General features: G+C 33.8%; 21 protein-coding genes and 1 tRNA gene. 8 read left to right on the top strand and 14 right to left on the bottom strand.

Features of this window, described 5'->3' with window-relative positions:
- Nucleotides 1–38 precede the first annotated feature (38 nt).
- Nucleotides 39–111, bottom strand: a tRNA-Met gene (locus tag A8B35_RS04370).
- Between the two features lie 384 nt (nt 112–495).
- Between A8B35_RS04370 and A8B35_RS04365 the strand changes: the two genes are divergently transcribed.
- The 4 genes from A8B35_RS04365 to tatA are packed head-to-tail and all read left to right on the top strand — an operon-like array spanning nt 496 to nt 4,175.
- Entirely contained in the window at nt 496–1,374 is an 879-nt protein-coding gene (locus A8B35_RS04365; protein WP_068471769.1) for a M23 family metallopeptidase, read from the top strand.
- A 45-nt stretch (nt 1,375–1,419) separates the two neighbouring features.
- Nucleotides 1,420–2,574 (top strand): 1-deoxy-D-xylulose-5-phosphate reductoisomerase, encoded by a 1,155-nt coding sequence (locus tag A8B35_RS04360; RefSeq protein WP_222844096.1) that lies wholly within the window; start codon nt 1,420–1,422, stop codon nt 2,572–2,574.
- 58 nt (nt 2,575–2,632) lie between these two features.
- Nucleotides 2,633–3,949, top strand: coding sequence for an RIP metalloprotease RseP (rseP, locus tag A8B35_RS04355; RefSeq protein ID WP_068471763.1), 1,317 nt, complete (start codon nt 2,633–2,635; stop codon nt 3,947–3,949).
- A gap of 37 nt (nt 3,950–3,986) precedes the next feature.
- On the top strand, nt 3,987–4,175 hold the full coding sequence (gene tatA / locus A8B35_RS04350; protein ID WP_068471760.1) for a twin-arginine translocase TatA/TatE family subunit: 189 nt from the start codon (nt 3,987–3,989) through the stop codon (nt 4,173–4,175).
- Between the two features lie 107 nt (nt 4,176–4,282).
- On the opposite strand, the gene A8B35_RS04345 is transcribed toward tatA, so the two are convergent.
- On the bottom strand, nt 4,283–4,924 hold the full coding sequence (locus tag A8B35_RS04345) for a helix-turn-helix domain-containing protein (protein WP_068471758.1): 642 nt from the start codon (nt 4,922–4,924) through the stop codon (nt 4,283–4,285).
- A 358-nt stretch (nt 4,925–5,282) separates the two neighbouring features.
- Here A8B35_RS04345 and A8B35_RS04340 point away from each other — a divergent pair, with 358 nt between their 5' ends.
- Entirely contained in the window at nt 5,283–6,404 is a 1,122-nt protein-coding gene (locus A8B35_RS04340; RefSeq protein WP_068471757.1) for a DEAD/DEAH box helicase, read from the top strand.
- 57 nt (nt 6,405–6,461) lie between these two features.
- Here the strand turns inward: A8B35_RS04340 and A8B35_RS04335 are convergent, their stop codons facing one another.
- Entirely contained in the window at nt 6,462–6,992 is a 531-nt protein-coding gene (locus A8B35_RS04335) for an RNA methyltransferase (protein WP_068471756.1), read from the bottom strand.
- A 141-nt stretch (nt 6,993–7,133) separates the two neighbouring features.
- On the opposite strand from A8B35_RS04335, the gene sucC reads away from it, so the two are divergent.
- Nucleotides 7,134–8,321 carry an ADP-forming succinate--CoA ligase subunit beta gene (sucC, locus tag A8B35_RS04330; protein ID WP_068471754.1) on the top strand — a complete coding sequence of 396 codons (1,188 nt, stop codon included), beginning with the start codon at nt 7,134–7,136 and terminating at the stop codon, nt 8,319–8,321.
- A 178-nt stretch (nt 8,322–8,499) separates the two neighbouring features.
- Nucleotides 8,500–10,287, top strand: a complete 1,788-nt coding sequence (gene lepA / locus A8B35_RS04325; RefSeq protein WP_068471753.1) for a translation elongation factor 4 — start codon at nt 8,500–8,502, stop codon at nt 10,285–10,287.
- A 73-nt stretch (nt 10,288–10,360) separates the two neighbouring features.
- On the opposite strand, the gene rprY is transcribed toward lepA, so the two are convergent.
- From rprY to A8B35_RS04300, 5 genes are all read right to left on the bottom strand, one after another.
- The gene (gene rprY / locus A8B35_RS04320; RefSeq protein WP_068471752.1) at nt 10,361–11,044 is read right to left on the bottom strand and encodes a response regulator transcription factor RprY; all 684 of its coding nucleotides are present in this window, start codon (nt 11,042–11,044) and stop codon (nt 10,361–10,363) included.
- Nucleotides 11,017–12,621, bottom strand: a complete 1,605-nt coding sequence (locus tag A8B35_RS04315) for a sensor histidine kinase (RefSeq protein ID WP_068471751.1) — start codon at nt 12,619–12,621, stop codon at nt 11,017–11,019. Before A8B35_RS04315 ends, rprY begins: the two co-directional genes overlap by 28 nt.
- Nucleotides 12,622–12,713: 92 nt before the next feature.
- Nucleotides 12,714–13,466: a ribonuclease III gene (gene rnc, locus A8B35_RS04310; RefSeq protein ID WP_245820768.1), complete on the bottom strand. Its 753-nt coding sequence runs from the start codon at nt 13,464–13,466 to the stop codon at nt 12,714–12,716.
- 7 nt (nt 13,467–13,473) lie between these two features.
- Entirely contained in the window at nt 13,474–14,721 is a 1,248-nt protein-coding gene (gene fabF / locus A8B35_RS04305; protein ID WP_068471749.1) for a beta-ketoacyl-ACP synthase II, read from the bottom strand.
- 20 nt (nt 14,722–14,741) lie between these two features.
- Nucleotides 14,742–14,978, bottom strand: a complete 237-nt coding sequence (locus tag A8B35_RS04300; protein ID WP_027470525.1) for an acyl carrier protein — start codon at nt 14,976–14,978, stop codon at nt 14,742–14,744.
- 171 nt (nt 14,979–15,149) lie between these two features.
- Between A8B35_RS04300 and purN the strand changes: the two genes are divergently transcribed.
- Nucleotides 15,150–15,722, top strand: a complete 573-nt coding sequence (gene purN / locus A8B35_RS04295) for a phosphoribosylglycinamide formyltransferase (protein ID WP_068471748.1) — start codon at nt 15,150–15,152, stop codon at nt 15,720–15,722.
- A gap of 83 nt (nt 15,723–15,805) precedes the next feature.
- On the opposite strand, the gene A8B35_RS04290 is transcribed toward purN, so the two are convergent.
- The 6 genes from A8B35_RS04290 to A8B35_RS04265 form a co-directional block, all read right to left on the bottom strand.
- The gene (locus A8B35_RS04290; protein ID WP_075602166.1) at nt 15,806–17,071 is read right to left on the bottom strand and encodes a M23 family metallopeptidase; all 1,266 of its coding nucleotides are present in this window, start codon (nt 17,069–17,071) and stop codon (nt 15,806–15,808) included.
- Nucleotides 17,072–17,161: 90 nt separating this feature from the next.
- Nucleotides 17,162–18,022 carry a YitT family protein gene (locus A8B35_RS04285; protein WP_068471746.1) on the bottom strand — a complete coding sequence of 287 codons (861 nt, stop codon included), beginning with the start codon at nt 18,020–18,022 and terminating at the stop codon, nt 17,162–17,164.
- 16 nt (nt 18,023–18,038) lie between these two features.
- Entirely contained in the window at nt 18,039–18,902 is an 864-nt protein-coding gene (locus A8B35_RS04280) for a YitT family protein (RefSeq protein ID WP_068471745.1), read from the bottom strand.
- Nucleotides 18,903–19,132: 230 nt separating this feature from the next.
- Nucleotides 19,133–19,789, bottom strand: coding sequence for a hypothetical protein (locus A8B35_RS04275; protein ID WP_068471744.1), 657 nt, complete (start codon nt 19,787–19,789; stop codon nt 19,133–19,135).
- 62 nt (nt 19,790–19,851) lie between these two features.
- Nucleotides 19,852–21,528, bottom strand: a complete 1,677-nt coding sequence (locus A8B35_RS04270; protein ID WP_068471743.1) for a carbohydrate binding domain-containing protein — start codon at nt 21,526–21,528, stop codon at nt 19,852–19,854.
- A gap of 19 nt (nt 21,529–21,547) precedes the next feature.
- Entirely contained in the window at nt 21,548–23,350 is a 1,803-nt protein-coding gene (locus A8B35_RS04265) for a RagB/SusD family nutrient uptake outer membrane protein (protein WP_068471742.1), read from the bottom strand.
- Nucleotides 23,351–23,363 lie beyond the last annotated feature (13 nt).

Raw genomic sequence — 23,363 nt, 5'->3', positions numbered from 1 at the left:
AAAAAAGCCGAAGAAACTAAATTCTTCGGCTTTCTTAGTAGCGGGGACCAGACTCGAACTGATGACCTTTGGGTTATGAGCCCAACGAGCTACCAACTGCTCCACCCCGCAATATATCTTAAACGTTTGTTGTTTTCTTTATTGCGGGTGCAAATGTAGCTGTAATGTTTTAAATGCGCAACACTTTAATGAATTTATTTTTTTCTTCGATGATCTATTTCTCGCTAAAAACCAACTAAACAACTAGTATAATGAACCATACAACCCTGACATTATTCTAAGATAAATAGTATTTTAAGCTCTTATGTTATACTTAGAGTACTTCACAAACTTCTTTAAATCGATGGTCAGTCACATTACTATTGATTCAATAGATAATTTACACTTCGATTATTACTAAAATTAATCTATCACATAGGATTTATAAGCTGACATCTGATATAAAAAAGCTGACTTAATTTTTTAACTTTGCAGCCTCGAAATAGAAAAATTATTATGGAGAATACGCAGGGCAAAAAAGCATTTATTAAAAAGATCCGCCATAAATATAGGCTTGCTATTTTTAACGAACAGTCGTACGAGGAGGTTTTTAGAGTTCGCCTATCTAGGTTAAATGTATTTACTGTTGTAAGTTTTTCTATAGTTATTATAATAGGTTTGGTTACCCTTTTAATTGCTTATACAGGCTTGAAAGAATACATTCCAGGTTACCCTAGTGCTAAGCAGCGTGTATTAATGGTACGCAATGCAAGCAGAGTGGACTCGTTAATATTAGAGATTCATAAAAGAGATCAATTTGTTAAATCTATTCAAACAGTTATTCGTGGAGAAGTACCAGAATCTATAGAACAAGAAGAATCTAGTCCTACAAATGCCGATGCAATTGAATCAGCTAAACTTGACAACACACAACGTGATATAGAGTTTAGACAAGAAGTTGAGGCAGAAGAAAAGTTTAACCTAGCTGTATTAGATGATAAATCGAAAGATTTAAAGCTAAATCAACAATACTTTTTCCCTCCAATTAAAGGTATAGTCGTTAATAAATACAACGAAAGCACCAATCATTTTGGGGTAGATATAGTATCAAAACCTGGAGAAACAGTTTCAGCAATACTTGATGGAACAGTAATATTTACCGGCTGGACTGTTGAAACTGGCTATGTTATGATTATTCAACATGGCAGTGATCTCATATCAAGCTATAAGCATAATTCAAAGTTACTTAAAGAAATGGGTAGCTTTGTGAAAGCTGGCGAGGCTATTGCAAATACCGGTAATAGTGGTGAGTTAACAACCGGTCCTCACCTACACTTTGAGTTATGGTACAAGAGTGCTGCCCTTAATCCAGAAGAATACATCTTATTTGAATAAAGAATTGAGTTCAAGTTTCACCTGAACATTGAAAATATTTTAGAAATGAAGAAAAGAGTTGCCATATTAGGTTCAACAGGGTCCATAGGAACTCAAGCGTTAGAGGTGATTGAAAAAAATCCTGAGAAGTTTGAAGTTGAAGTACTAACAGCTAACAATAGAGTTGGTAAACTTATAGAGCAGTGTAAGCAATTTATGCCAAACATTGTTGTTATTGCAAACAAAGAAAAGTATTCTGTTTTACAAGATGCACTAGAAGATTTACCAATAAAGGTATATGCAGGTAGTGAATCTATTAGCCAAGTTGTAGAAACCGAAAGTGTTGATATTGTATTAACTGCAATGGTTGGTTTCTCAGGTTTACAACCTACTATAAATGCTATAAAGGCGAAAAAGCCAATCGCGCTAGCAAACAAGGAAACAATGGTTGTAGCCGGCGATATTATCACAGAACTAGCAGCCCAAAATAAAGTACCAATTCTTCCTGTGGATTCAGAACATTCCGCTATATTCCAATGCTTAGCTGGTGAGTTTCACAATCCCATTGAGAAAATATATTTAACAGCTTCGGGTGGGCCTTTTAGAGGTAAAGATGAGAAATTCTTGAAAAAAGTAACTGTTGAACAGGCTTTGAATCATCCCAATTGGGAGATGGGTAGCAAAATCACCATCGACTCCGCTAGCATGATGAACAAAGGTCTGGAGGCAATTGAAGCCAAATGGTTATTTGGCTTAAACCCCGATCAAATTGACATTATTGTACACCCACAAAGTATAGTGCACAGTTTGGTTCAGTTTACCGATGGTTCAATGAAAGCACAAATGGGACTGCCTGATATGCGTTTACCCATTCAATATGCCCTTGCTTACCCGGAAAGAATCGTATCTGATTTTGAACGATTCAACTTTTTAGACTACCCTAGCCTTACCTTTGAAAAACCGGATTACAATTTATTCCGAAACATTAATCTCGCATACGAATCGATGCGCAAAGGAGGTAACTTGGCTTGCATTATGAATGCTGCGAATGAAGTTGTGGTTGAATCATTTTTAGAAAATAAAATCGGATTTTTAAAAATGTCAGAGGTAATAGAACGCACAATGGAAAAAGCTGATTTTATACAAAAACCAAGTTTAGATGATTATTTTAATACCGATATTCAAGCGCGTTCTATAGCAAAATCAATAATCGGACTTTAAAGTATTATAATTACAAAAAAGAAATATATTTGTAGCTTAATTTTTTCAAAAATAATAGATGGATATTTTAATAAAGGCAGGGCAATTAATTTTAAGCCTTTCAATATTAGTAGTACTACACGAGTTTGGCCACTTCTTTTTTGCCAAACTTTTTAAAACTAGAGTAGAGAAATTTTATTTGTTCTTCGATCCTTGGTTTTCATTATTTAAATTTAAAAAAGGTGATACTGAATATGGCGTAGGTTGGCTACCTCTAGGAGGTTATGTTAAAATATCTGGTATGATTGATGAGTCTATGGATAAAGAAGCCATGGCTGAACCTCCTAAAGACTACGAATTTCGCTCAAAACCGGCATACCAACGCTTATTAATAATGGTTGGTGGTGTTTTAGTTAACTTTTTATTAGCCTTTTTCATTTTTTGGATGATTTTATTCAAATGGGGAGAAAGCCATATCGATGTTAACGATGCCAAATTTGGATTAGATTTTCATCCAATAGCTAAAGAAATTGGATTACTCGATGGCGATATAGTTACCTCTGTTGATACTCACAAAGTAGTTACCTCAAAAGACATTGCATCTTTATTAATATTAGAGGATGCCAAACAACTTACTGTTAATCGCAATGGAGAAGTTCTCACAATAGATATTCCGGAAGGTTTTGGAAAAAGAATAATTGGTGAAGAAGTACGAAGTTTAGCTGAGTTACGCTTCCCATTTGTTGTAGATAGTGTGTTACCCAAGGGCAATGCAATAGATGCCGGATTACAAAAAGGAGATAGTATAGTTACTATTAATGGCGAAGATGCCAGCTTCTTCCGAGAAGCAACTGCCATTATTGAATCCAACAAAGGTAAACGCGTCACTATAGCTTTTGTTAGAAATAATGAGCCAATGGAAACACGTTGCGCCGTATCTGATGATGGGAAAATAGGCATAGGACCAAAAGTTAACGACTACTTTAATGTTACATCTGTTAAATATGGTTTTTGGGAAGCTTTGCCTGCCGGTATTAATAAAGGGGTAAATACCCTTGTTGGCTATGTGAAACAACTTAAACTAGTTTTCTCTAAAGAAGGCGTATCACAACTTGGTGGATTTGGAGCTATAGGAAATATGTTTCCACCAACATGGAATTGGTATTCATTTTGGTCTCTTACCGGTTTCTTATCTATTGTATTAGCTTTTATGAATATTCTTCCTATTCCGGCTTTAGACGGAGGGCATGTACTATTTTTACTATACGAAATTATTACAGGACGCAAGCCTAGTGATAAGTTTTTAGAGTACGCTCAAACAGCAGGTATGTTATTATTGTTAGCATTATTACTTTTTGCTAATGGAAATGATATCTTTAGGGCGATTTTTAAATAATCGATTTAATTGTTACTTTTGAGAAAAATACTACATTATGAATTTAAATAGCATACTTTGTTTCTCTTTAGGAGGACCTGAAATAATAGTTATAGTACTTGTTGTTGTCCTTTTATTTGGAGGAAGAAAAATTCCTGAATTAATGAAAGGTTTAGGACAAGGAATGAAAGAGTTTAAAAAAGCTCGCAATGAAAATGAGGAAAAACCATCCGATTCAAAAGAATAAACATACTTAATATACAAGAGCCGTTATTTTTCAATAACGGCTCTTTTTTTATGTAGAATTTAAAACGTACCCTAAGCTTAGTCTCTGTATTATTCTTATAAGATTAATTAGTTATTCATAAACTTCCGTTTCCACTTATAAACAGTTTCATACGGTATACCTGAAATTTCTGCTACCCTTTTTGTTGGATGTTTTTCTAATAACTTTACAATATTCTTCTTAACATCTTCCGTATAGCGGGGGCTAGCAGACTTTTTCTCACAATAGCGTTTTCTAATTCTAGCTATACTCATTTCTGAAACATTATACTCCTTGCTTATATCTTTCGCAAATTCACCAGCATCTAAACGTTTAGCAATCTTTAAAGCCTCTTCATAAGATATAGTAGACTTTCCTCTATAATCAAGATTTTTGGCCCCAGATAAGCCTTGTTTCTCTCTATTAATCGCTAACTTCTTAAAATCGCCCCACTCAAGGTTTTCGGCACTATTATCTGTTGTAACACAATTAATATGCAAAACCATTTTATAAGAAACTGGTTTCTCGTTCCTTATAAACGCTTGGGCAACCAAACGGTGAACGTATAGTATTTTACTCTCAATACTCACTTGGTAAAATCCATTTCTACTATTATTTGGTTTCACAAGTGACTGATGCACCTCTTTATCTTTGTAGATTATATGTTTACCATCCATACTTACCTCAATTTCTTGAGATATCCCATTAACTTTTATTTTTTTCGTTTTCATTGTTGCAAGAGTTTAAGAATACCCCTCTATAAAAGATTGAGGTACAATTATTCATTATACCATTATCGGTATAAGATTATTTTAGTTAGTTAAATAGGCTTCCAATTAAGTTATCATGTACTAATTTATAAAATTATAAGGCTTATTACAATATAGTTATAATTCTATTATAATATTGTTAGATGTATGAACGAAATTTACAGACTAATACAACATTATATCTACCGTTCATTAGTATATTCAATACATTTCTTCTCTTTTATACAAACATTAAAAGAATTTAATGAGAATATATACCCTTAAGCAATTTTATTAAAACTAGAATATCTAAATTTACCACGAATATAAAATAAAAGTTTTGGAAAATTTTAAAAATCTTGGCTTAAGAAAAAATATCGTTAAAGCCATTGCAGAAATCGGAATTGAAACCCCAACAGAAGTACAAGCTGAGGTTATTCCTTTTTTAATGCAAAGTAATTCTGACATCGTTGCACAAGCACAAACAGGTACTGGTAAAACTGCTGCCTTTGGCTTACCATTACTTGAACGCATTAACCCTAAACTTAATGTAGTGCAAGGTTTAATACTTTGCCCCACTCGCGAATTAGGTCAGCAAATTGCCAAACAACTATTTAAGTTCACTAAATATACCGACAAAATATTTGTAGAATCAGTTTTTGGTGGAGCGCAAATTGAGAAACAAATATCTTCATTAAGAAGACCTACTCATATAATTGTAGCAACACCTGGTCGTTTAATTGACCTCATAAAGAGAAAAGCTGTAGATATAAGAAAAGTTCAAACTGTTATTTTAGACGAGGCGGATGAGATGATGAGCATGGGCTTTAAAAAAGAGCTTGACGAAATATTAACACAAACATCGTTTGTTGAAAATAAGTGGTTATTCTCAGCAACAATGCCACCATCGATTAAGCAAATAATAAAAACTCACCTTTCTCCTAGCGCGAAGTTTTTTCAGCTTAGTAAACGAAATGTTGTCAATAAAAATATTGATCATCAGTTTTTGATTTGCGATGAAAAAGAGAAATTTGCAATTCTAATGCAGATTCTAGGTTCTGATAAAGATAGTAGAGGGGTAATTTTTTGTAAAACAAAGAATGCTGCTCAAACATTAGCAAAACAACTCATTGCTAAAAACATTGCAACTGATGCTATTCAAGGCGACCTGAAACAAAAAGATCGTGATAAGGTAATGAGGGCGTTTAAAAATGGAACACACCGTGTATTAGTGGCTACAGACCTAGCAGCAAGAGGAATTGATGTTGAAGGATTAAATTTCGTAATCCATTACCAACTGCCAGATAAAGAAGAATACTATACACATCGAAGCGGAAGAACTGCTAGAGCAGGAAATAGAGGCGTTTCATTAGCCCTAATAGAATCAAAAGAGGTTAAACAAATACGTTACTTCGAAAAGAATCTCAAAATAAGCTTCAAACAAATTAGAAGAAAAAAATAGATTTTTAATCATTATAAAATGGAGGCCAATAATCGCATTAGCCTCCATTTTTTGTTTTTAATATAGCATCTGCTTACTAATTTCCCATAATACTATCCCTGCACTAACACTAATGTTAAAAGAATGCTTTGTTCCGTGCTGAGGTATTTCTATACATCCATCAGAAATATTAATTGCCTCTTGCCTCACACCTTTTACCTCATTACCAAACACCAAAGCTACTGGCACCTGAGGCTTTATTTTATAGTCGGTTAAAAAGGTACTATTTTCAACTTGCTCAACACAATTTACTTCATAACCTTTCTCTTGTAATTTTTCAATAACCTCCTCAGTACTTTCTGAATACTCCCAATCTACAGAATCTTCAGCACCCAGCGCAGTTTTATGAATATCATTATGAGGTGGCGTTGGGGTAATTCCACACAAATAAATCTTCTTCAAACGCAATGCATCAGAGGTTCTAAAAACAGAACCTACATTATTCAAGCTTCTAACATTATCCAATATCACAATTATCGGAGTTTTATCTGATGCCTTGTATTCTTCTACCGACAACCTGTTTAACTCTTTATTTCGTAATTTTCGCATACTAACTTTCTATTTTGTACAAAAATAACTAAATCCTTGTAGCTTTAATGGTAAATCTTTATCACAACAAAACTAAAACTAGAGTTTGGTGTTATTTTAAGTGATATTAGTTTTAGTAATCAATCTAGAAAAATTTCTACTATGAACATACATGAATATCAAGGACAAGAAATCTTATCCAACTTCGGGGTTAGAGTCTCCAAAGGCCTAATTGCAAATACTCCTGAAGAGGCTGTTGAATCTGCCAAAGAACTTACCAAATTAACCGGCACAGATAAATGGGTAGTGAAAGCTCAGATACATGCAGGTGGACGAGGTAAAGGTGGTGGAGTTAAATTAGCTCAATCATTAGAAGAAGTTAAAGAACTTGCCGATCAAATATTAGGAATGCAGTTGGTTACACACCAAACCGGTCCTGAAGGAAAAAAAGTAAATAAGGTATTAATCGCCCAGAATGTATTTTACCCTGGAGATTCGAAACCTGAAGAGTATTACATGAGCGTTTTACTAAACAGGCAGTCTGGGAAAAATATAATTATGTATTCTACCGAAGGAGGTATGGATATTGAGACTGTTGCAGAAGAAACTCCTCATTTAATTTATAAAGAAGAAATTGATCCAGGACAAGGAGTTCTTCCATTCCAGGCTAGGCAAATTGCTTTCAACCTTGGCTTATCAGGTAAAGCTTTTAAGGAAATGACAAAATTTGTTCCTGCGTTATACAATGCATATATAGGGGCCGATGCTTCTTTGGTTGAAATTAACCCGGTACTTAAAACATCAGATGATTTAATAATGGCAATTGATGCTAAACTATCATTAGATGATAATGCTTTATTCAAGCATCCAGATTTAGCCAAAATGCGTGATTTAACAGAGGAGGATCCTACTGAAGTAGAAGCCTCTGAGCACAATCTTAACTTTGTAAAACTTGATGGTAATGTAGGTTGCATGGTAAACGGAGCTGGTTTAGCAATGGCAACAATGGATATCATTAAGCTTTCGGGTGGTGACCCAGCTAACTTTTTAGATGTTGGAGGTGGTGCCAATGCCCAAACAGTTGAAGCCGGCCTAAAAATTATCTTAAGTGATGAAAATGTTACAGCAATACTAATCAATATATTTGGTGGTATCGTTCGCTGCGATAGGGTAGCCAATGGTGTTGTTGAAGCCTATAAAAAAATTGGAGAAATTAACGTTCCAATCATTGTTCGCCTACAAGGAACTAATGCAGAAGGTGGCAAAAAGATTATTGATGAATCTGGTTTAAAAGTATTCTCTGCTATTACTTTAAAAGAAGCAGCAGACTTAGTTCAAGAGCTCGTATAATTAAGAATAGACTATAATATTTTAAAGGCTTCGTTTTTCGAAGCCTTTGTTGTTTACAGTCAATAACAACAGCTAAAACAATAAACCTAAAAAGCTCGTAAATTATCGAGAATTAAATATCTTTGCAAATTGAATACTGCAACAATATATGCTTGCATTTACACGGAAGTAATAGAACATGAAGAATATAAGGAATTTTTGCATCATTGCACATATCGATCACGGGAAGAGTACATTAGCTGATAGATTACTTGAGTTTACTCAAACAGTATCTGATCGTCAAGCTCAAGCTCAAGTATTGGATGATATGGATATTGAAAGAGAACGTGGCATAACTATCAAAAGTCATGCGATACAAATGGATTATGAATTAGATGGAGAACAGTATGTTTTAAATTTAATTGACACACCAGGACACGTTGATTTTTCTTACGAAGTATCTCGATCTATTGCTGCATGTGAAGGAGCTTTGTTAATTGTAGACTCTACACAAGGTATACAGGCACAAACTATTTCTAACTTATACCAAGCCATTGAGCACGATTTGCATATTATACCGGTAATGAATAAAATGGATTTACCCAATGCAATGCCCGACGAAGTGGAAGATCAAATTTTAGACTTAATTGGTGGCGAGCGTGAAGATATTATTCCTGCCAGTGGTAAAACAGGTCTTGGTGTTGATGAAATATTAAAAGCAATTATTCATAGAGTTCCGGCTCCAGTTGGAGATCCTAAAGCTCCATTACAATGTTTAATATTTGACTCTGTTTTTAACTCATTTAGAGGAATCATCGCCTACTTTAAAGTAGTAAATGGTTCAATTAAAAAGGGTGATTTGGTTAAATTTATGGCCACGGAACATGAGTATAATGCCGATGAAGTTGGCGTTCTTCGATTAGATATGGAACCAAGAAAAGCGCTCCATACTGGTGATGTAGGTTATATTATATCAGGTATTAAAACTAGTAAAGAGGTTAAGGTTGGAGATACTATTACAACTGTTAAAGATGGTTGCGAAACTCACATCGATGGATTTGAAGAAGTTAAACCAATGGTATTTGCAGGGGTCTATCCGATTGAAAGTGATGATTACGAAGACCTGAGAGCTGCCATGGAAAAACTTCAACTTAACGATGCCTCATTAACATTTGAGCCAGAGAGTTCTGCTGCACTAGGTTTTGGATTCCGATGTGGATTTCTTGGTATGTTACACATGGAGATAATTCAAGAGCGTTTAGATCGTGAGTTTGATATGAATGTGATCACAACTGTACCCAACGTGCCATATAACGTACACACTAAACAAGGAGAATTATTAGAAGTACATAACCCATCAGGATTACCTGAAGCTACACTTGTTGAAAAGATTGAGGAGCCATATATACACGCTCAAATTATTACTAAATCGGAGTTTATTGGTCCAGTAATGAGCCTTTGTTTGAATAAAAGAGGTGAATTAATTAAACAACATTACCTTACTTCTGATAGAGTAGAGTTAAATTACAATATGCCGCTAGCGGAGATTGTTTTTGATTTCTACGATAAATTAAAAAGTATCTCTAAAGGATATGCTTCGTTTGATTACCACCAAACAGGTTTTAAAAGTGCCAAATTAATTAAATTAGATATTTTACTAAATGGCGAAAGCGTAGATGCTTTATCTACCTTAATCCACTTTGATAATGCTTATACCTTAGGAAAACGCATTTGTGAGAAACTGAAAGAATTAATTCCTCGTCAACAATTTGACATTGCAATTCAGGCTGCAATTGGAGCTAAAATTATCTCTAGAGAAACAGTTAAGGCAGTAAGAAAAGATGTTACCGCAAAATGTTATGGTGGTGATATCAGTCGTAAAAGAAAACTCCTTGAAAAGCAAAAGAAAGGTAAAAAACGAATGAAACAAGTAGGTAATGTTGAAGTACCACAGAAGGCATTTTTAGCAGTACTAAAGCTTGATTAAGAAACTTTAGATATATGAGAAAGGCCAATATTCAAATTGAATATTGGCCTTTTTATTTATTGTTAATTGGCAATTACATTACCAACTTATAACCTTTACCATGTACATTGATGATTTCAACAGAAGTTTCTTCTTTAAGATGCTTTCTTAACTTAGTAATATAAACATCCATACTTCTCGCATTAAAGTAATTATCATCTACCCAAATGGTTTTCAACGCAAAATTACGCTCTAATACTTTATTTGCATTATTACATAATAACTTAAGAAGTTCAGACTCTTTTGTTGTTAATTTAACAACCACATCACCTTCTATCAATTGTTGTTTTTGAGTATCGAATTTATACTTTCCTAACTGATAGACATCCTGAATATTATTTGTACCTTTTGTTCTACGAATAATAGCTTCTAATCTAAAAAGCAATTCTTCCATACTAAAAGGTTTTGTAATATAATCATCAGCCCCTATCTTAAACCCCTGAAATACATCATCTTTCATAGATTTAGCAGTTAGAAATATAATAGGAATTTCGGCGTTGATTAACCTAATCTCTTTAGCTAGAGTAAAACCGTCTTTTTTAGGCATCATAACATCAAATACACACAAATCATATGTATTGCTTGTAAAAGCCTTATATGCCTCTTCCCCATCAGGCATTAAATCAGTTTCATATCCTTTAGCCTCTAGGTATTCGCGCAATAGCATACCTAAGTTTTCATCATCTTCGGCTAAAAGCAACTTATATTCTTTTTCCATTCCTTAGTACTTTTTATCGGTAAGAAAATCTCAAATTTTGTTCCAACGTTAACTTCACTTTCTGCATTGATTGTTCCACCATGATCCTCAACAATCTTTTTAACATATGCAAGACCTAGGCCAAAACCTTTAACATCATGCACATTTCCTGTTGGAACGCGATAGAATTTCTCAAATATACGGCTCAGGTTCTCTTTTGATATCCCTAAACCATTGTCTTTAATAGAAATAACTAATCCATCATTCTTATTCCAAGTTTTAACTTGAAGAATTGGAGTACCTTTCCTGTATTTGAAAGCATTATCAAACAAGTTATAAATCACATTTGTAAAATGCACCTCATCAACATAAACGTCACCATTTTTAGCATCAAGGCTTTCTACAATCTCACCATTCTTATTTTCTACTTTCAGCTTAAAGTTAGTAGAAACATTGTGAATTAATTGGTTTATATCAAGTTTTTTTATTTTTAAACCTGCTTTCCCTTTTTCAAATATAGCCATTTGTAGCACTTTTTCAACCTGAAAGCTTAATCTTTTACTTTCATCCTGAATGATACTAGACATTCTTTGCAATGCTTTTGGTGTTTTTGCAACACTCGGATCCTTTAACATTTGTGATGCTAAAGAAATAGTTGAAATAGGTGTTTTAAATTCATGGGTCATATTATTGATAAAATCGTTCTTAATTTCATCAACTTTCTTTTGCCTTAAAATAATTAAGATAGTAATAATAGAGGTTAATATCATTACTAAGGTAAAAGTAGCAGAAGGTATTATTAGATTAATAGATTGCATCAAGAAGTTAGGACGTTCTGCAAAATATAAATTAATATGATGGGCTTCGGGATGTGGATCATTTGGGAAAAGATATTTTTGATATACAATTTTTGATTCGTCAGGCTTATAGCCAGTTGTTGCGAGGGCCAATTTTCCTTTACCATCAAACACTGCAAATTCGAAGGGTAAAATAATCCCTCTATCTTCTAGTGCTTTCATTAGCATTACATCCACCTTTTCTCTATCTACACGCTGGTCGATAGATCTTTTTGGAAACAAGGCATTTAAAAGCATCTCACTCTTACCCTCAACTTTTGCATTAAGTTCATCTTGAATACTTAAAAAGGCACTTGTTAATGGGCCAAATTTACTCGTTCGTGTAGAAACTGGCGTTTGATTATTTAAACTAAAAATTAAAGAATCTTCATTAAAGGTAAGCATCGTTGTACTGATTTGCTTATCCTGCAACTGAAAGCGAAAAGAAATATCAAAACTCTCATCGAGGTTAGTTCCTTCACTTCCGTTTCCATTTAAATATCTAGGTTTTCTATTTAGTTCCTTTGGTAGGTTTGAAGTTGATTGCTTTTTAATTTGCGATCGTATTAGAGCTGCTTGTTCTGTACTTTCATCTCGCGCAAGCTTATTAACCACCTGGGTCATGGCCTGCTTGATTTGCTTATTAAACTCAAGTTCCTTTATATCACTGGCATCTTGCATCCAAAGTGTTTGCACATAAATGATCCCGAACAAACTCGCTGCAATGATAAATGCTAAAAGATAAATGTATTTTTTACTCATACTTATAATAAATCTATGTAATAGTATGTGGTTTAAATAAGCTATGCAATATAGCTAATTGCAATGAATTTAATTTGAATAGAGAGGAACTTTTAAGCTTTATAGTTCGGATTATTTTCCTTTATAGAAATATTCTGCAAGGCCTCCATTGCTGCATTTTGCTGAGATTCCTTTTTTGAATTACCTTCTCCCCTGCCATATACAATGGTTTCGATCTCGACATTTGACACAAATATAGGAGCATGATCTGAAGTGCTTGACACCTCCTCAGTCTCAAAATTTATCTCGCGCTTATATTTCTGTCCCCACTCAATTAGCATAGATTTGAAATTATTATCATGCTTAGTAATTTCATTTAAGTTAACGAAGGGATGCAATATTTTGCTTAAAACAAACTTTGCACATTTATCATAGCCTTTATCAACAAATATGGCACCTATCAGTGCCTCTAAAGCATCTCCAGGAATGTTTGTTTTATTCAGTGCTATTTTAGATTGCGAACTAATTATATCTTTCAAGCCTAATTGCAAAGCGGTTTTATTCAAGAATGCTCGGTTTACAATCTTAGAGCGTGTTTTGGTAAGAAAGCCTTCGTTTACATCAGGGTATTTATTATATAACTCTTGGGCAACAATTGCACCAAGGATAGCATCTCCTAAAAACTCAAGGCGCTCGTTATTCATAACCTTCCCATCACAATCTTTTAGCAATGCTGATTTATGAACAAGTGCTAATTCATATAAGGAGAGATTATTAGGATAATAACCTAATATAGTATGTAGCAAAAAATAAAGCCTTCTCCGTTCTGGAGAAAGCTTTATTTTAGATAATATTTTTCTTAACACAATTATATTAAATTGCTTTAAAAATAACAGATGCATTATGACCACCAAATCCAAAGGTGTTAGATAAAGCAACCTTTACCTTTCTCTTTTGAGCTTTGTGATAAGTCATATTTAATTTTTGGTCGATCTCAGGATCGTCCTCAAAATGATTAATAGTTGGAGGTACTACTCCATCTCTAATTGCCAAAATACAAGCAACTGATTCAATGGCTCCGGCTGCACCTAAAAGGTGACCAGTCATTGACTTTGTTGAACTAATATTTAAGTTGTAAGCATGCTCTCCAAACACTTCTTTAATTGCTAAAGTTTCGGCAATATCTCCACGAGGAGTTGAAGTACCATGAACATTAATATAATCTACCTCTTCAGGTTTTGTATCATAATCAGATAATGCACTTATCATTACATTTTTAGCTCCTAATCCTTCAGGATGTGGGGCCGTTAAGTGATGAGCATCAGCAGTCATTCCAGCACCAATTACTTCACAGTAAATTTTTGCACCACGAGCTTTTGCGTGCTCATATTCTTCAAGAATAAGAGATACACCACCTTCACCCATAACAAAACCATCTCTTCCTTTATCGAAAGGACGTGAAGCTGATTCTGGGTCATCATTTCTGGTTGACAGAGCTTGCATACTATTAAATCCGCCAATACCAGCTTCACAAATAGCAGCTTCTGAACCACCTGTTACAAAAACCTTTGTTTTACCTAATCTAATAAGATTAAAAGCGTCACCAATTGCATTTGTTGAAGATGCACAAGCTGAAACTGTATTGAAATTTGGTCCTCTAAAACCGTATTTCATTGAAATATGACCAGCAGCGATATCGCTAATCATTTTCGGTATAAAAAATGGATTAAATCTAGGCTTGAAATCATTCTTTGCAAACCCTTTAATCTCATCTGAAAATGTTTGAATTCCACCAATTCCAGCTCCCCAAATAACACCAACTTGATCTGTATCGATGTCTTCGTGGTCAATGCCAGAATCTTGAACAGCTTGCTCAGCTGCAATTAATGCGAACTGAGCAAACATATCAAGTTTTCTTGCCTCTTTACGATCAAAATAATCGTTCGAGTTGTAATCTTTTACTTCACAAGCAAATTTCGTCTTGAAATCGGTGGCGTCAAATCGAGTAATGGGTGCAGCACCACTTACTCCTTCAACAAGGTTTTTCCATAGTTCATCAATAGAATTACCTAAAGGAGTGATTGCTCCTAATCCCGTTACTACTACTCTTTTTAACTCCATAACTTCTTTTAAAGTTTTACTTATTTAGCGTTTTCCTCGATATAAGAAACGGCATCACCTACTGTGCCAATGTTTTCTGCTTGATCATCTGGAATAGCGATATTAAATTCTTTTTCGAATTCCATAATCAATTCAACAGTGTCAAGAGAGTCAGCGCCTAAATCGTTTGTGAAACTAGCTTCTGTTGTAACTTCTGTTTCGTCAACACCTAATTTGTCAACAATAATAGCTTTAACTCTTGATGCAATGTCAGACATAGCTTTTAATTTTAGTTAATAATTAAAATTTATTGATTTAAATAACTTTGCAAAGGAAAAAAAATACCTATAATATTTCAAATAATATTTAAATAAAATACAATTAGGGGCTTTTTTTTCTACTTTTGCACACTAATACTACAGGACTTAAAACCTCATAAGAATCAACAAATGAACAAAATAGCCATATTTGCCTCTGGGTCTGGATCCAATGCAGAAAATATCGTAAAATACTTTAATAAGCATCAAAAAGATGTTGATTTCCTCTTTTTGACGAACAACTCTAAAGCATTTGTGAACGAAAGAGCGCATAAATTAGGAATTGATATCATAAACTTTACAAAAGAAGAATTTACAAAGACCTCAAAAATAGTTAATATACTGCAAGAATTTGATTGTGATTTAATAGTATTAGCTGGTTTTTTATGGTTAATTCCAGACAATTTGGTTTCTACATACAAAAACAAGATAATTAATATACACCCTGCCCTTTTACCTAAATATGGAGGCAAAGGTATGTATGGAGCCAAAATTCACGAAGCGGTTTATAATAATAAGGAATCAGAAACTGGAATTACAATTCATTACGTAGATTCTAATTACGATGAGGGTAAAATTATTTCGCAAATATCTGTAGGAATAGATAAGAATGATACTCCAGCTAATATTGAGGCTAAAATTCACGAATTAGAATACCTACACTACCCTATGGTGATTGAAGAACTACTTTCTGAAGAAAATTAAACGGTTATATAAATAAAATGACAAAAGCTCATCATACTATTTTATATGATGAGCTTTTGCCACTTAATATTAAATCGTGAAAATTATTCTACTGTATTCAAAGGTAAAGCATCTATTTCTTGTTTGAGCGGCTTATAAAACTCCTTAAACCTATCCATATCTTCTTTCTCTACGGGTTCAACTGGAGGTGCTTTCACTTTAAGTGGATCAATTGGCTTGCCATTCTTGTACACCCTAAAGTCGAGGTGAGGACCGGTTGCTAAGCCTGTAGCTCCAACATAACCTATTAATTGACCTTGTTTAACTTGTACTCCTTTATTCATTCCTTTTGCAAAACCATTTAAGTGCATATAAACAGTGGTATAAACACTATTATGCTTAATCTTTAAATAATTTCCACCACCCTTAGCTTGATAACCACGAGCAATAATACGACCATCACCGATAGAATACACATGTGTACCTTTCGGTGCTGCATAGTCAATACCATGGTGCGGCCTTCTAATTTTTAACACAGGATGTAATCGGCTATTTGAGAAACGGCTGCTAATACGAGAAAACTTAAGTGGAGCTTTTAAAAAGGCTTTTCTAAGACTCTTCCCTTTTTCATCAAAGTAATTTGTTGTTAAACTATCTTCTTCAAAATTAAAAGCATAATAATCTTCACCTCTATGGTGAAATAAGGCAGCCTCTACAGATGATATTCCTACAGAAGTTGAATCCACATAATCCTCAGTATATAATACTTTAAAATAATCACCTTTTTCAATGCCGAAGAAATCAACTGTCCAAGCAAAAATATCGGATAGATGTAATGATAATACAGGACTCGTATTATTCTCAGCCATGGCATTCCATAAAGAAGAAGTTATAAGACCTGTTGCTTCCTTTTGTACACTTCTTACTTCCTTTTGTCCTTTTGAAACAGTTATAGAATCGCCAAACTCGTACTTAACGTAAGTAATTTTATCAATTTCATAAACAAAATACTTTGCTTTTAAAGTTGTGTCAGGTTCTAAGAAAACAAAATATGGATTACCCACTTTAATTTTGCGCACATCGAATACATCCTTGCTCTTATCAGCTAATTCACCAATTTGCTTATAGGCAATATCATATTTTAATAATATTGAGGCAAGAAATTCATTCCTTCTAACCTTATTATTTTCTATAGCAAACGAATCTACATTAATACCATACAATAAATTCTCTGGCTCTGGAATTATTGTATCAATTACAACAATTTCTTCTTCTTTACTGTCTTTTTTACTTGAGTTGTTACAACTAAAAAACAATGCTATTATAAATACGGTACTTAAGGCTAATGAAAGCTTTTTGATGATATGCATATAATCTAAAAATTTAAGAGCTGCCAAGTTATACCTTACGCTTTTAAAAACAAAACGGATAGTACTATTAAAATAATATATAAAGAGATATTATGCTTTAATCTTATCAAACCCTTGTCCAAATACATTTGAAACATTTCCCATGGTTACAAAAGCGTCTTGATCGATATCCTTAATAATCTTAAATAAAACTGAAGATGTACGTTTTTTTGAAATTACCATCAATATTTTTCTATTCTCCTTTGTATAACCACCAATACTATCAATAATAGTAACCCCTTTATTGCCGAGGGTTAAAATGGTTTCTGCTAATTCTTCGTACTTTTCACTTATTATAAATATCTGAACAGATTGTTTATTTCCGGTTAAAACCAAATCTAAAACATAGCTAAAAATGGCCATGGTTATTAAGCCATACATTATTTTTTCAATATCATGGAAAATAAAATACGAACTAGAAATAATAGCTACATCAAAGCTTAATAATAACTTACCAAGACTTACATTCTTATATTTGGTTATGATCATTCCGATTATCTCGGTTCCTCCTGTTCCACCACCGTTTATAATAAGCATAGCGGTTCCTATTCCGCCAATGGTCGCACCAATTAAGGTAGCCATGAAAATATCGCGAACAACTGGCTCGGTAAAATAACCTGTTAATACCGTTAGTAGCATTGAAAATAAAATAATGCAATAGATGGTTTTAATACCATAGGATAAACCCAAAATCCTTATGGCTAGGAGTATCAAAACTATATTAATAATTAACGAGGTGATTCCGACATCCCATCCCCAAAGAAAATAGAATGTACTTGACAAACCTGTTACTCCACCAGCAACGATGCCTGATGGTATAATAAACCCTGCCCAACCTACACTACATATTAATGCAGCGATTGATAAAATGGCGTACGATTTTATTTCGCGAAGTATTTTTTGAGTTGTCATAGTTACAGATTATGTATTAGATTTTTATTTGATCGAAGCCTTTACCATAAACCCCAGAAACTGATCCCATGGTTACAAATGCCTCCGGATCGATTTCTTTTATGATTCGGAACAAAACGGTTGATGTACGCTTTTTTGAGATTACCATCAAAACTTTTTTACTATCTCCAGAATAACCTCCCATACCATCAAGAATAGTAACTCCTTTTTCAGCTGTTTTAATAATCTTATCTGATATTTCTTTATACTTAGGACTTATGATAAACAATTGTACAGTTGACTTATTACCGGAGATGACCAGATCAACAGCATATCCAAATGTTGCCATAGTTATAAAACCATACATTACTTTTTCTATATCATGAAAAACAAAATATGCGGATAGAATAATTACAACATCAAGCATTAATAGAAGTTTCCCTAGGCTGATATTACGGTACTTATTAATAATCATGGCAATAATATCGGTTCCGCCAGTACTACCCCCATTTACGAAGATAAGTCCACCACCAGTACCTGCCATTGAAGCACCAATTAGAGTTGCCATAAAAGCATCACTAACCAATGGTTCTCCGCCAAATTGCTCCATTAACACATCTATAAAAATAGCAAACACTACAATACCATAAACACTTTTAACCCCGAATGAGAAACCAAGTATTTTAATTGCCATTAAAATAAGGCAAATGTTAATAACGAAACCCGTTAAACCAACATCCCACCCCCATAAGTAATAGGCCATTGTAGATAATCCGGTTATTCCACCACCAACAACCCCTGTTGGTATAATAAAGCCCGACCAGCCAATACTTGCCATAAAAAGCGCAAAGGTTAGAATGAAATAGGATTTCGATTCTTTTAGGATTTTTTCTTTAGTCATGATTCTGCACCTAAACTTTTGATAATAGATAAATTAACTCTTAATTATAAACTTTCAATATTTTCGGCAAAGGAAAGAAAAGATGCTTATATAAAAGCATATCAAAAGTCATGATAAGTGGGAGAATTGTAGTGATTTTTCTCATATCAGTTAAATATAAAACACAAAAAAGCCTAGACAAAATATGCCTAGGCTATCATTTAAAACGATTTATTAGATAGTTTTACTTTCTAATTTAACTCTTTTGTAAAATCTATAGTACCATCAAGTAAGGTGGTTCCATCAACTTCTTCAGGTACATTATGGTAGGATAATATCCATTCGCCCCCATTAACAACACCTTCGTAAACAATAGTTACGGTTCCGTTTACTGGACCAATAGCACCCTCTTCAATAACGCCTTGAAGAGTATAATAATAAGTATAATCAACTGAAACTTGTATAACCTTAGGTTCCTCCCTTACTACTGTATAATCAAAATTAGGATCCTTGTCTTCCTCACTTTCATATTGAACAATCTCACCATCTTTATTGTAATGTACCGTAATTGTTCGTTGTTCAATACGAGTCTCTGTTGTAGTAACCTTAATCTGATATTGAGAATCATCTGTATCGTCAATTAAATCAGTTGCGGGCATTGATCTTACATTATCATGTTTATCTGTATCACAAACTAATTTTTTAGCCGATTCATAAACATTAATTTTTCTATTTATAATAGTAATAATTTCTTCATTACCATCAGGATCTTTAATTTTTTCAGTTCCATACTCTATAAATTGATAAACTGGAACATCCTTAATATCTGGACGCGCATATTTATCAGGCTCACATGACGAGAACAAAACCACAAATAAAAGGCCAACTATTTTATATATATTGTTCATAATATTTTATTTTAAATAAACTGTGTTCATGTCAAATGAACACAGCATTACAAGATTATTTACTATGGGCGAAGTTCATAGTCAAGCAAAGAGATATTATCGAAGTAAACAACTCTATTTCCATCAACATTACCTGAACTTACAACTTGAAATTGCATATAACGGTGAGTAGAAGCACCAGTATATGTAAATTGTTTAGTAAAGGTATTCCATTCTCCTTTTGTATAGTTTTGTATCCAACTACCTATCTCGCCACCCCATGGTAACAAACGTCCAACTAATGCATTTACACAGCTTGATGGTGCATCTGGTTCATAATAAGAGAAACTCCAAATATAGGTTTTCCCTGAAACCATTGGTATTGGAATAACTGGAACCCATTTACCTTCTGCATCTTTCTCCGTCACTTGATGCATTTTAGTTTTTCCTTGAGCTGGATCAGCATTAATTTCCGTACGCAAACTATAATACCCATCTTTTGCTTGCTCGTTACTCACTGTTACTAAACTTTGATTATCCCACTCTCCAGTCCATTTTGAAGCGCTTAACGAACCTCCTTCGAAACCAAAATATGTTTGATCTTTACACAGATCTTCAATATACATTACAGTTGGTAAGTTAGATAAGTCATCTAATTCTCGTTGATCCAATGACATAATAGAACCACCTGACCAAGAAATAGTAACATCATCAGAATTATATAAAGGCTCTGATAATTCTAAATTAATTACATTACCACTAGCAGCGTTTATAGTCGCAGAGCTTACTCCTACTGTTCCTGAAACTCCGGATACCTGATTAACATAACTTACTGTAAAATTACTCTCTTCGTTCTCAAACGCTTCAATTTCTCCGTTTAAAGTTAATTCAATAATACCGTTAGGTAATTCATTGGCTTCAACTATTTTAAATGGTAATTCTGATTTAACAACCTTTATCTTTAGCGGAATATTCTTCTTCTGATTGCCATAAGGAATCTGCTCTCCATCTCTTGTAGAAGTTATAGAACTTGCATAGAATTCTCCCAAACGATAAAATGACACCTTCTGACTCTTCTCTAATGAAGTAGCAGGTGAACCGCCATCAAAAGACCAATTTCTCCCTGTTGGACGATCAATAACAGTTTCATCTACAAACGTAAGAAACTCCCCTGCCTGTAGTTCAACCGCTTGCCAATTTAATGAATCAGAAAGATCAACGTTAGTATCATGGGTTAAATCTAACAATAATTGATCATTTTGATCATAAACTTTTAAGGCAGGTTGCAATGTATCATATACATCTACAACGAAAGAGGTATCTATTACCCAAACATCTCCTTTTTTAATGGCAGGAATTGTATCTCTTCCCTTAAACTCAACAAACTCACTATACGTATTATAAAGACGTACAGTCTGAACTCCTGGCTTAGTAAATAAGGCGTGCACCGTTAAATCTGTCGTTTCAAGAGATTGATCCTCCCTAATAAACTTAGTATAGTCCTTATCTTCACGGATAATATTACCATTTAACCATTTTATTCCACTTGTATCTGAAATACTCCATTGATGCGTTAATGCTCCTTGAGAAAGATCCGAAAAAGACTCGTAGTTATTAAGACCTAATGCATTATTCTCAGATCTAAACCTGCTACTCATCCATTGTACATCGGAATATTTCATAAGAGGCTCATACTCCTTCTCACATCCGAATGCGAATACGATAAGCATTAACCCTATAATTATATTTATTCTTTTCATAATTGTTTTATTTAAAAAATTACAAATTCGGATTTGCAGTAGTTTCGCTATTTGGAATTGGCCACCATCCATGTAAATCTTGTATATAATTAGCTGCTGCCTGTTGGTAATCCACTAGTGTTTTATTAGGGTCACCGGCTATACCATCAGCTAATATCGCCCCATATTTTATAGACTTTTTCTTTTCCTCAAAATTATAATATTCAAAATTCTCACCATGATATTGATTTTGCGATAGATCAATAAAACGCTGTTTTGTTATGCCCCAACGCCTTAAGTCTATTTGTCTATCCATAAAACCTTCCAGACATAATTCTAATGGACGCTCAACAAACATTATTTTGTGCATTACAGTATCGGCAGGTAGCGTCTTGTTATAATATGTTGAACCTAGATCAGGAAATTCTCCATCTGCTGCCATACCATATAATTTTAAAGCTGAACGATGTCTCACCTTGTTAAGGTATTTTACTGCTTCCTTGGCCCCTGATTCATCTTCCCCACCTTTTATTAAACACTCTGCGTACATTAAATACACATCAGCTAATCTGAGTACTCGATAGTTAATACCTGAGCGCTGAGTTTGGTCATTCTCATTACTTAAAATATCGTAATTAGACAATTTTCTAAAATATGCAGTTTCAAGGTTGTTAAGCGGAGCCTTTGAATAAGCTTTTTCTCCATAGTAATCGTTGTCATCATCATCTGCTAGTAAAATAGAATATGACGCTCTCAACGAATGCGATCTTATTTTTCTTCTGCCTATTTCAACACCTGTGTTAACATCATAAATAGGCTCATCAACTTGATTTCTATGATCATTACCATCCACTTCTTCATTTTGAAATTCTCTAATTAACCAACAACTTGGAATAATACCTCTCCAACCACCAACAGGACTTACTGTAGTTGCATAAGCATTCGTTGTTCCCAAAGGACTCCATTGGTTTTCCTCTTGTTTATATGAATAATCGTAAGCAATCTCAATTAAAGATTCTTGATTAAACTCACCAACAGTTGTACTGTTCTCATTTGGCTTAGCCAATTGATATTTATTAGACTCTATTATTTCCTTTAAATAAAAAGCAGCATCGTCATATTGCTTTTGATAAAGATAACTTTTACCTAAAATACCAGCAGCAGATCCCTTAGTAATTCTACCCGCAATTTTTGGACTCGTAGGTTCTCCTGCATCAGAAAATTCAGTATATGTCCATTCTAGATTATTGTAAGCAAAAGTCAAATCCTCAATAAAGAAAGCTCTTACCTCTTCTTCTGGTCTCAATTTTTGATAAAATTCTTCTTCTAATTCAGGTACATAGTCAAATATTGGCACACTTCCTTTATTAAATGCAGAATGCAACCAGAAGTAAAATAATCCACGAAAAAAGCGTGCTTCACCCATTAGGCGAGTCCATTGTTCCTTATCTTCATCTTTTTCCATTTGATCACTTATTCCATTAAGCCCTTCAATTACTTGATTAGCTCTAAAAATACCTTTGTACAAGTTTTGCCACTGCCCATTGGGAGCACCAGAACCATCTGTAAAAGTGTGTAAGTAATACTCATTTGAAGTATTTGGCCTACCATATCCAGGCCAAGACAAATCACTGCGATTTGTTGCAGCATCAAGCTGAATAATGCCGGTATTTCTTAATTGATTATAGACTGCTACCAAACCTACTTCACAGTCGTATAAATTGGTCCAGAATTTCGTTTTAGGTAACTCGTTAGGATTATCTTGTGTTAAGAAATCCTCACAACTACTCATTGTTAATAACAATAGAATAGCAGATGCAATGTTTATAATAATTTTATTCATATTTCTCAACTTT

The organism is Saccharicrinis aurantiacus (genome assembly GCF_001660705.2).
Taxonomy (GTDB): Bacteria; Bacteroidota; Bacteroidia; order Bacteroidales; family Marinilabiliaceae; genus Saccharicrinis; species Saccharicrinis aurantiacus.
Note: the sequence above shows the minus strand (reverse complement) of the source record. Positions and strands in the feature narration are given on the sequence as shown.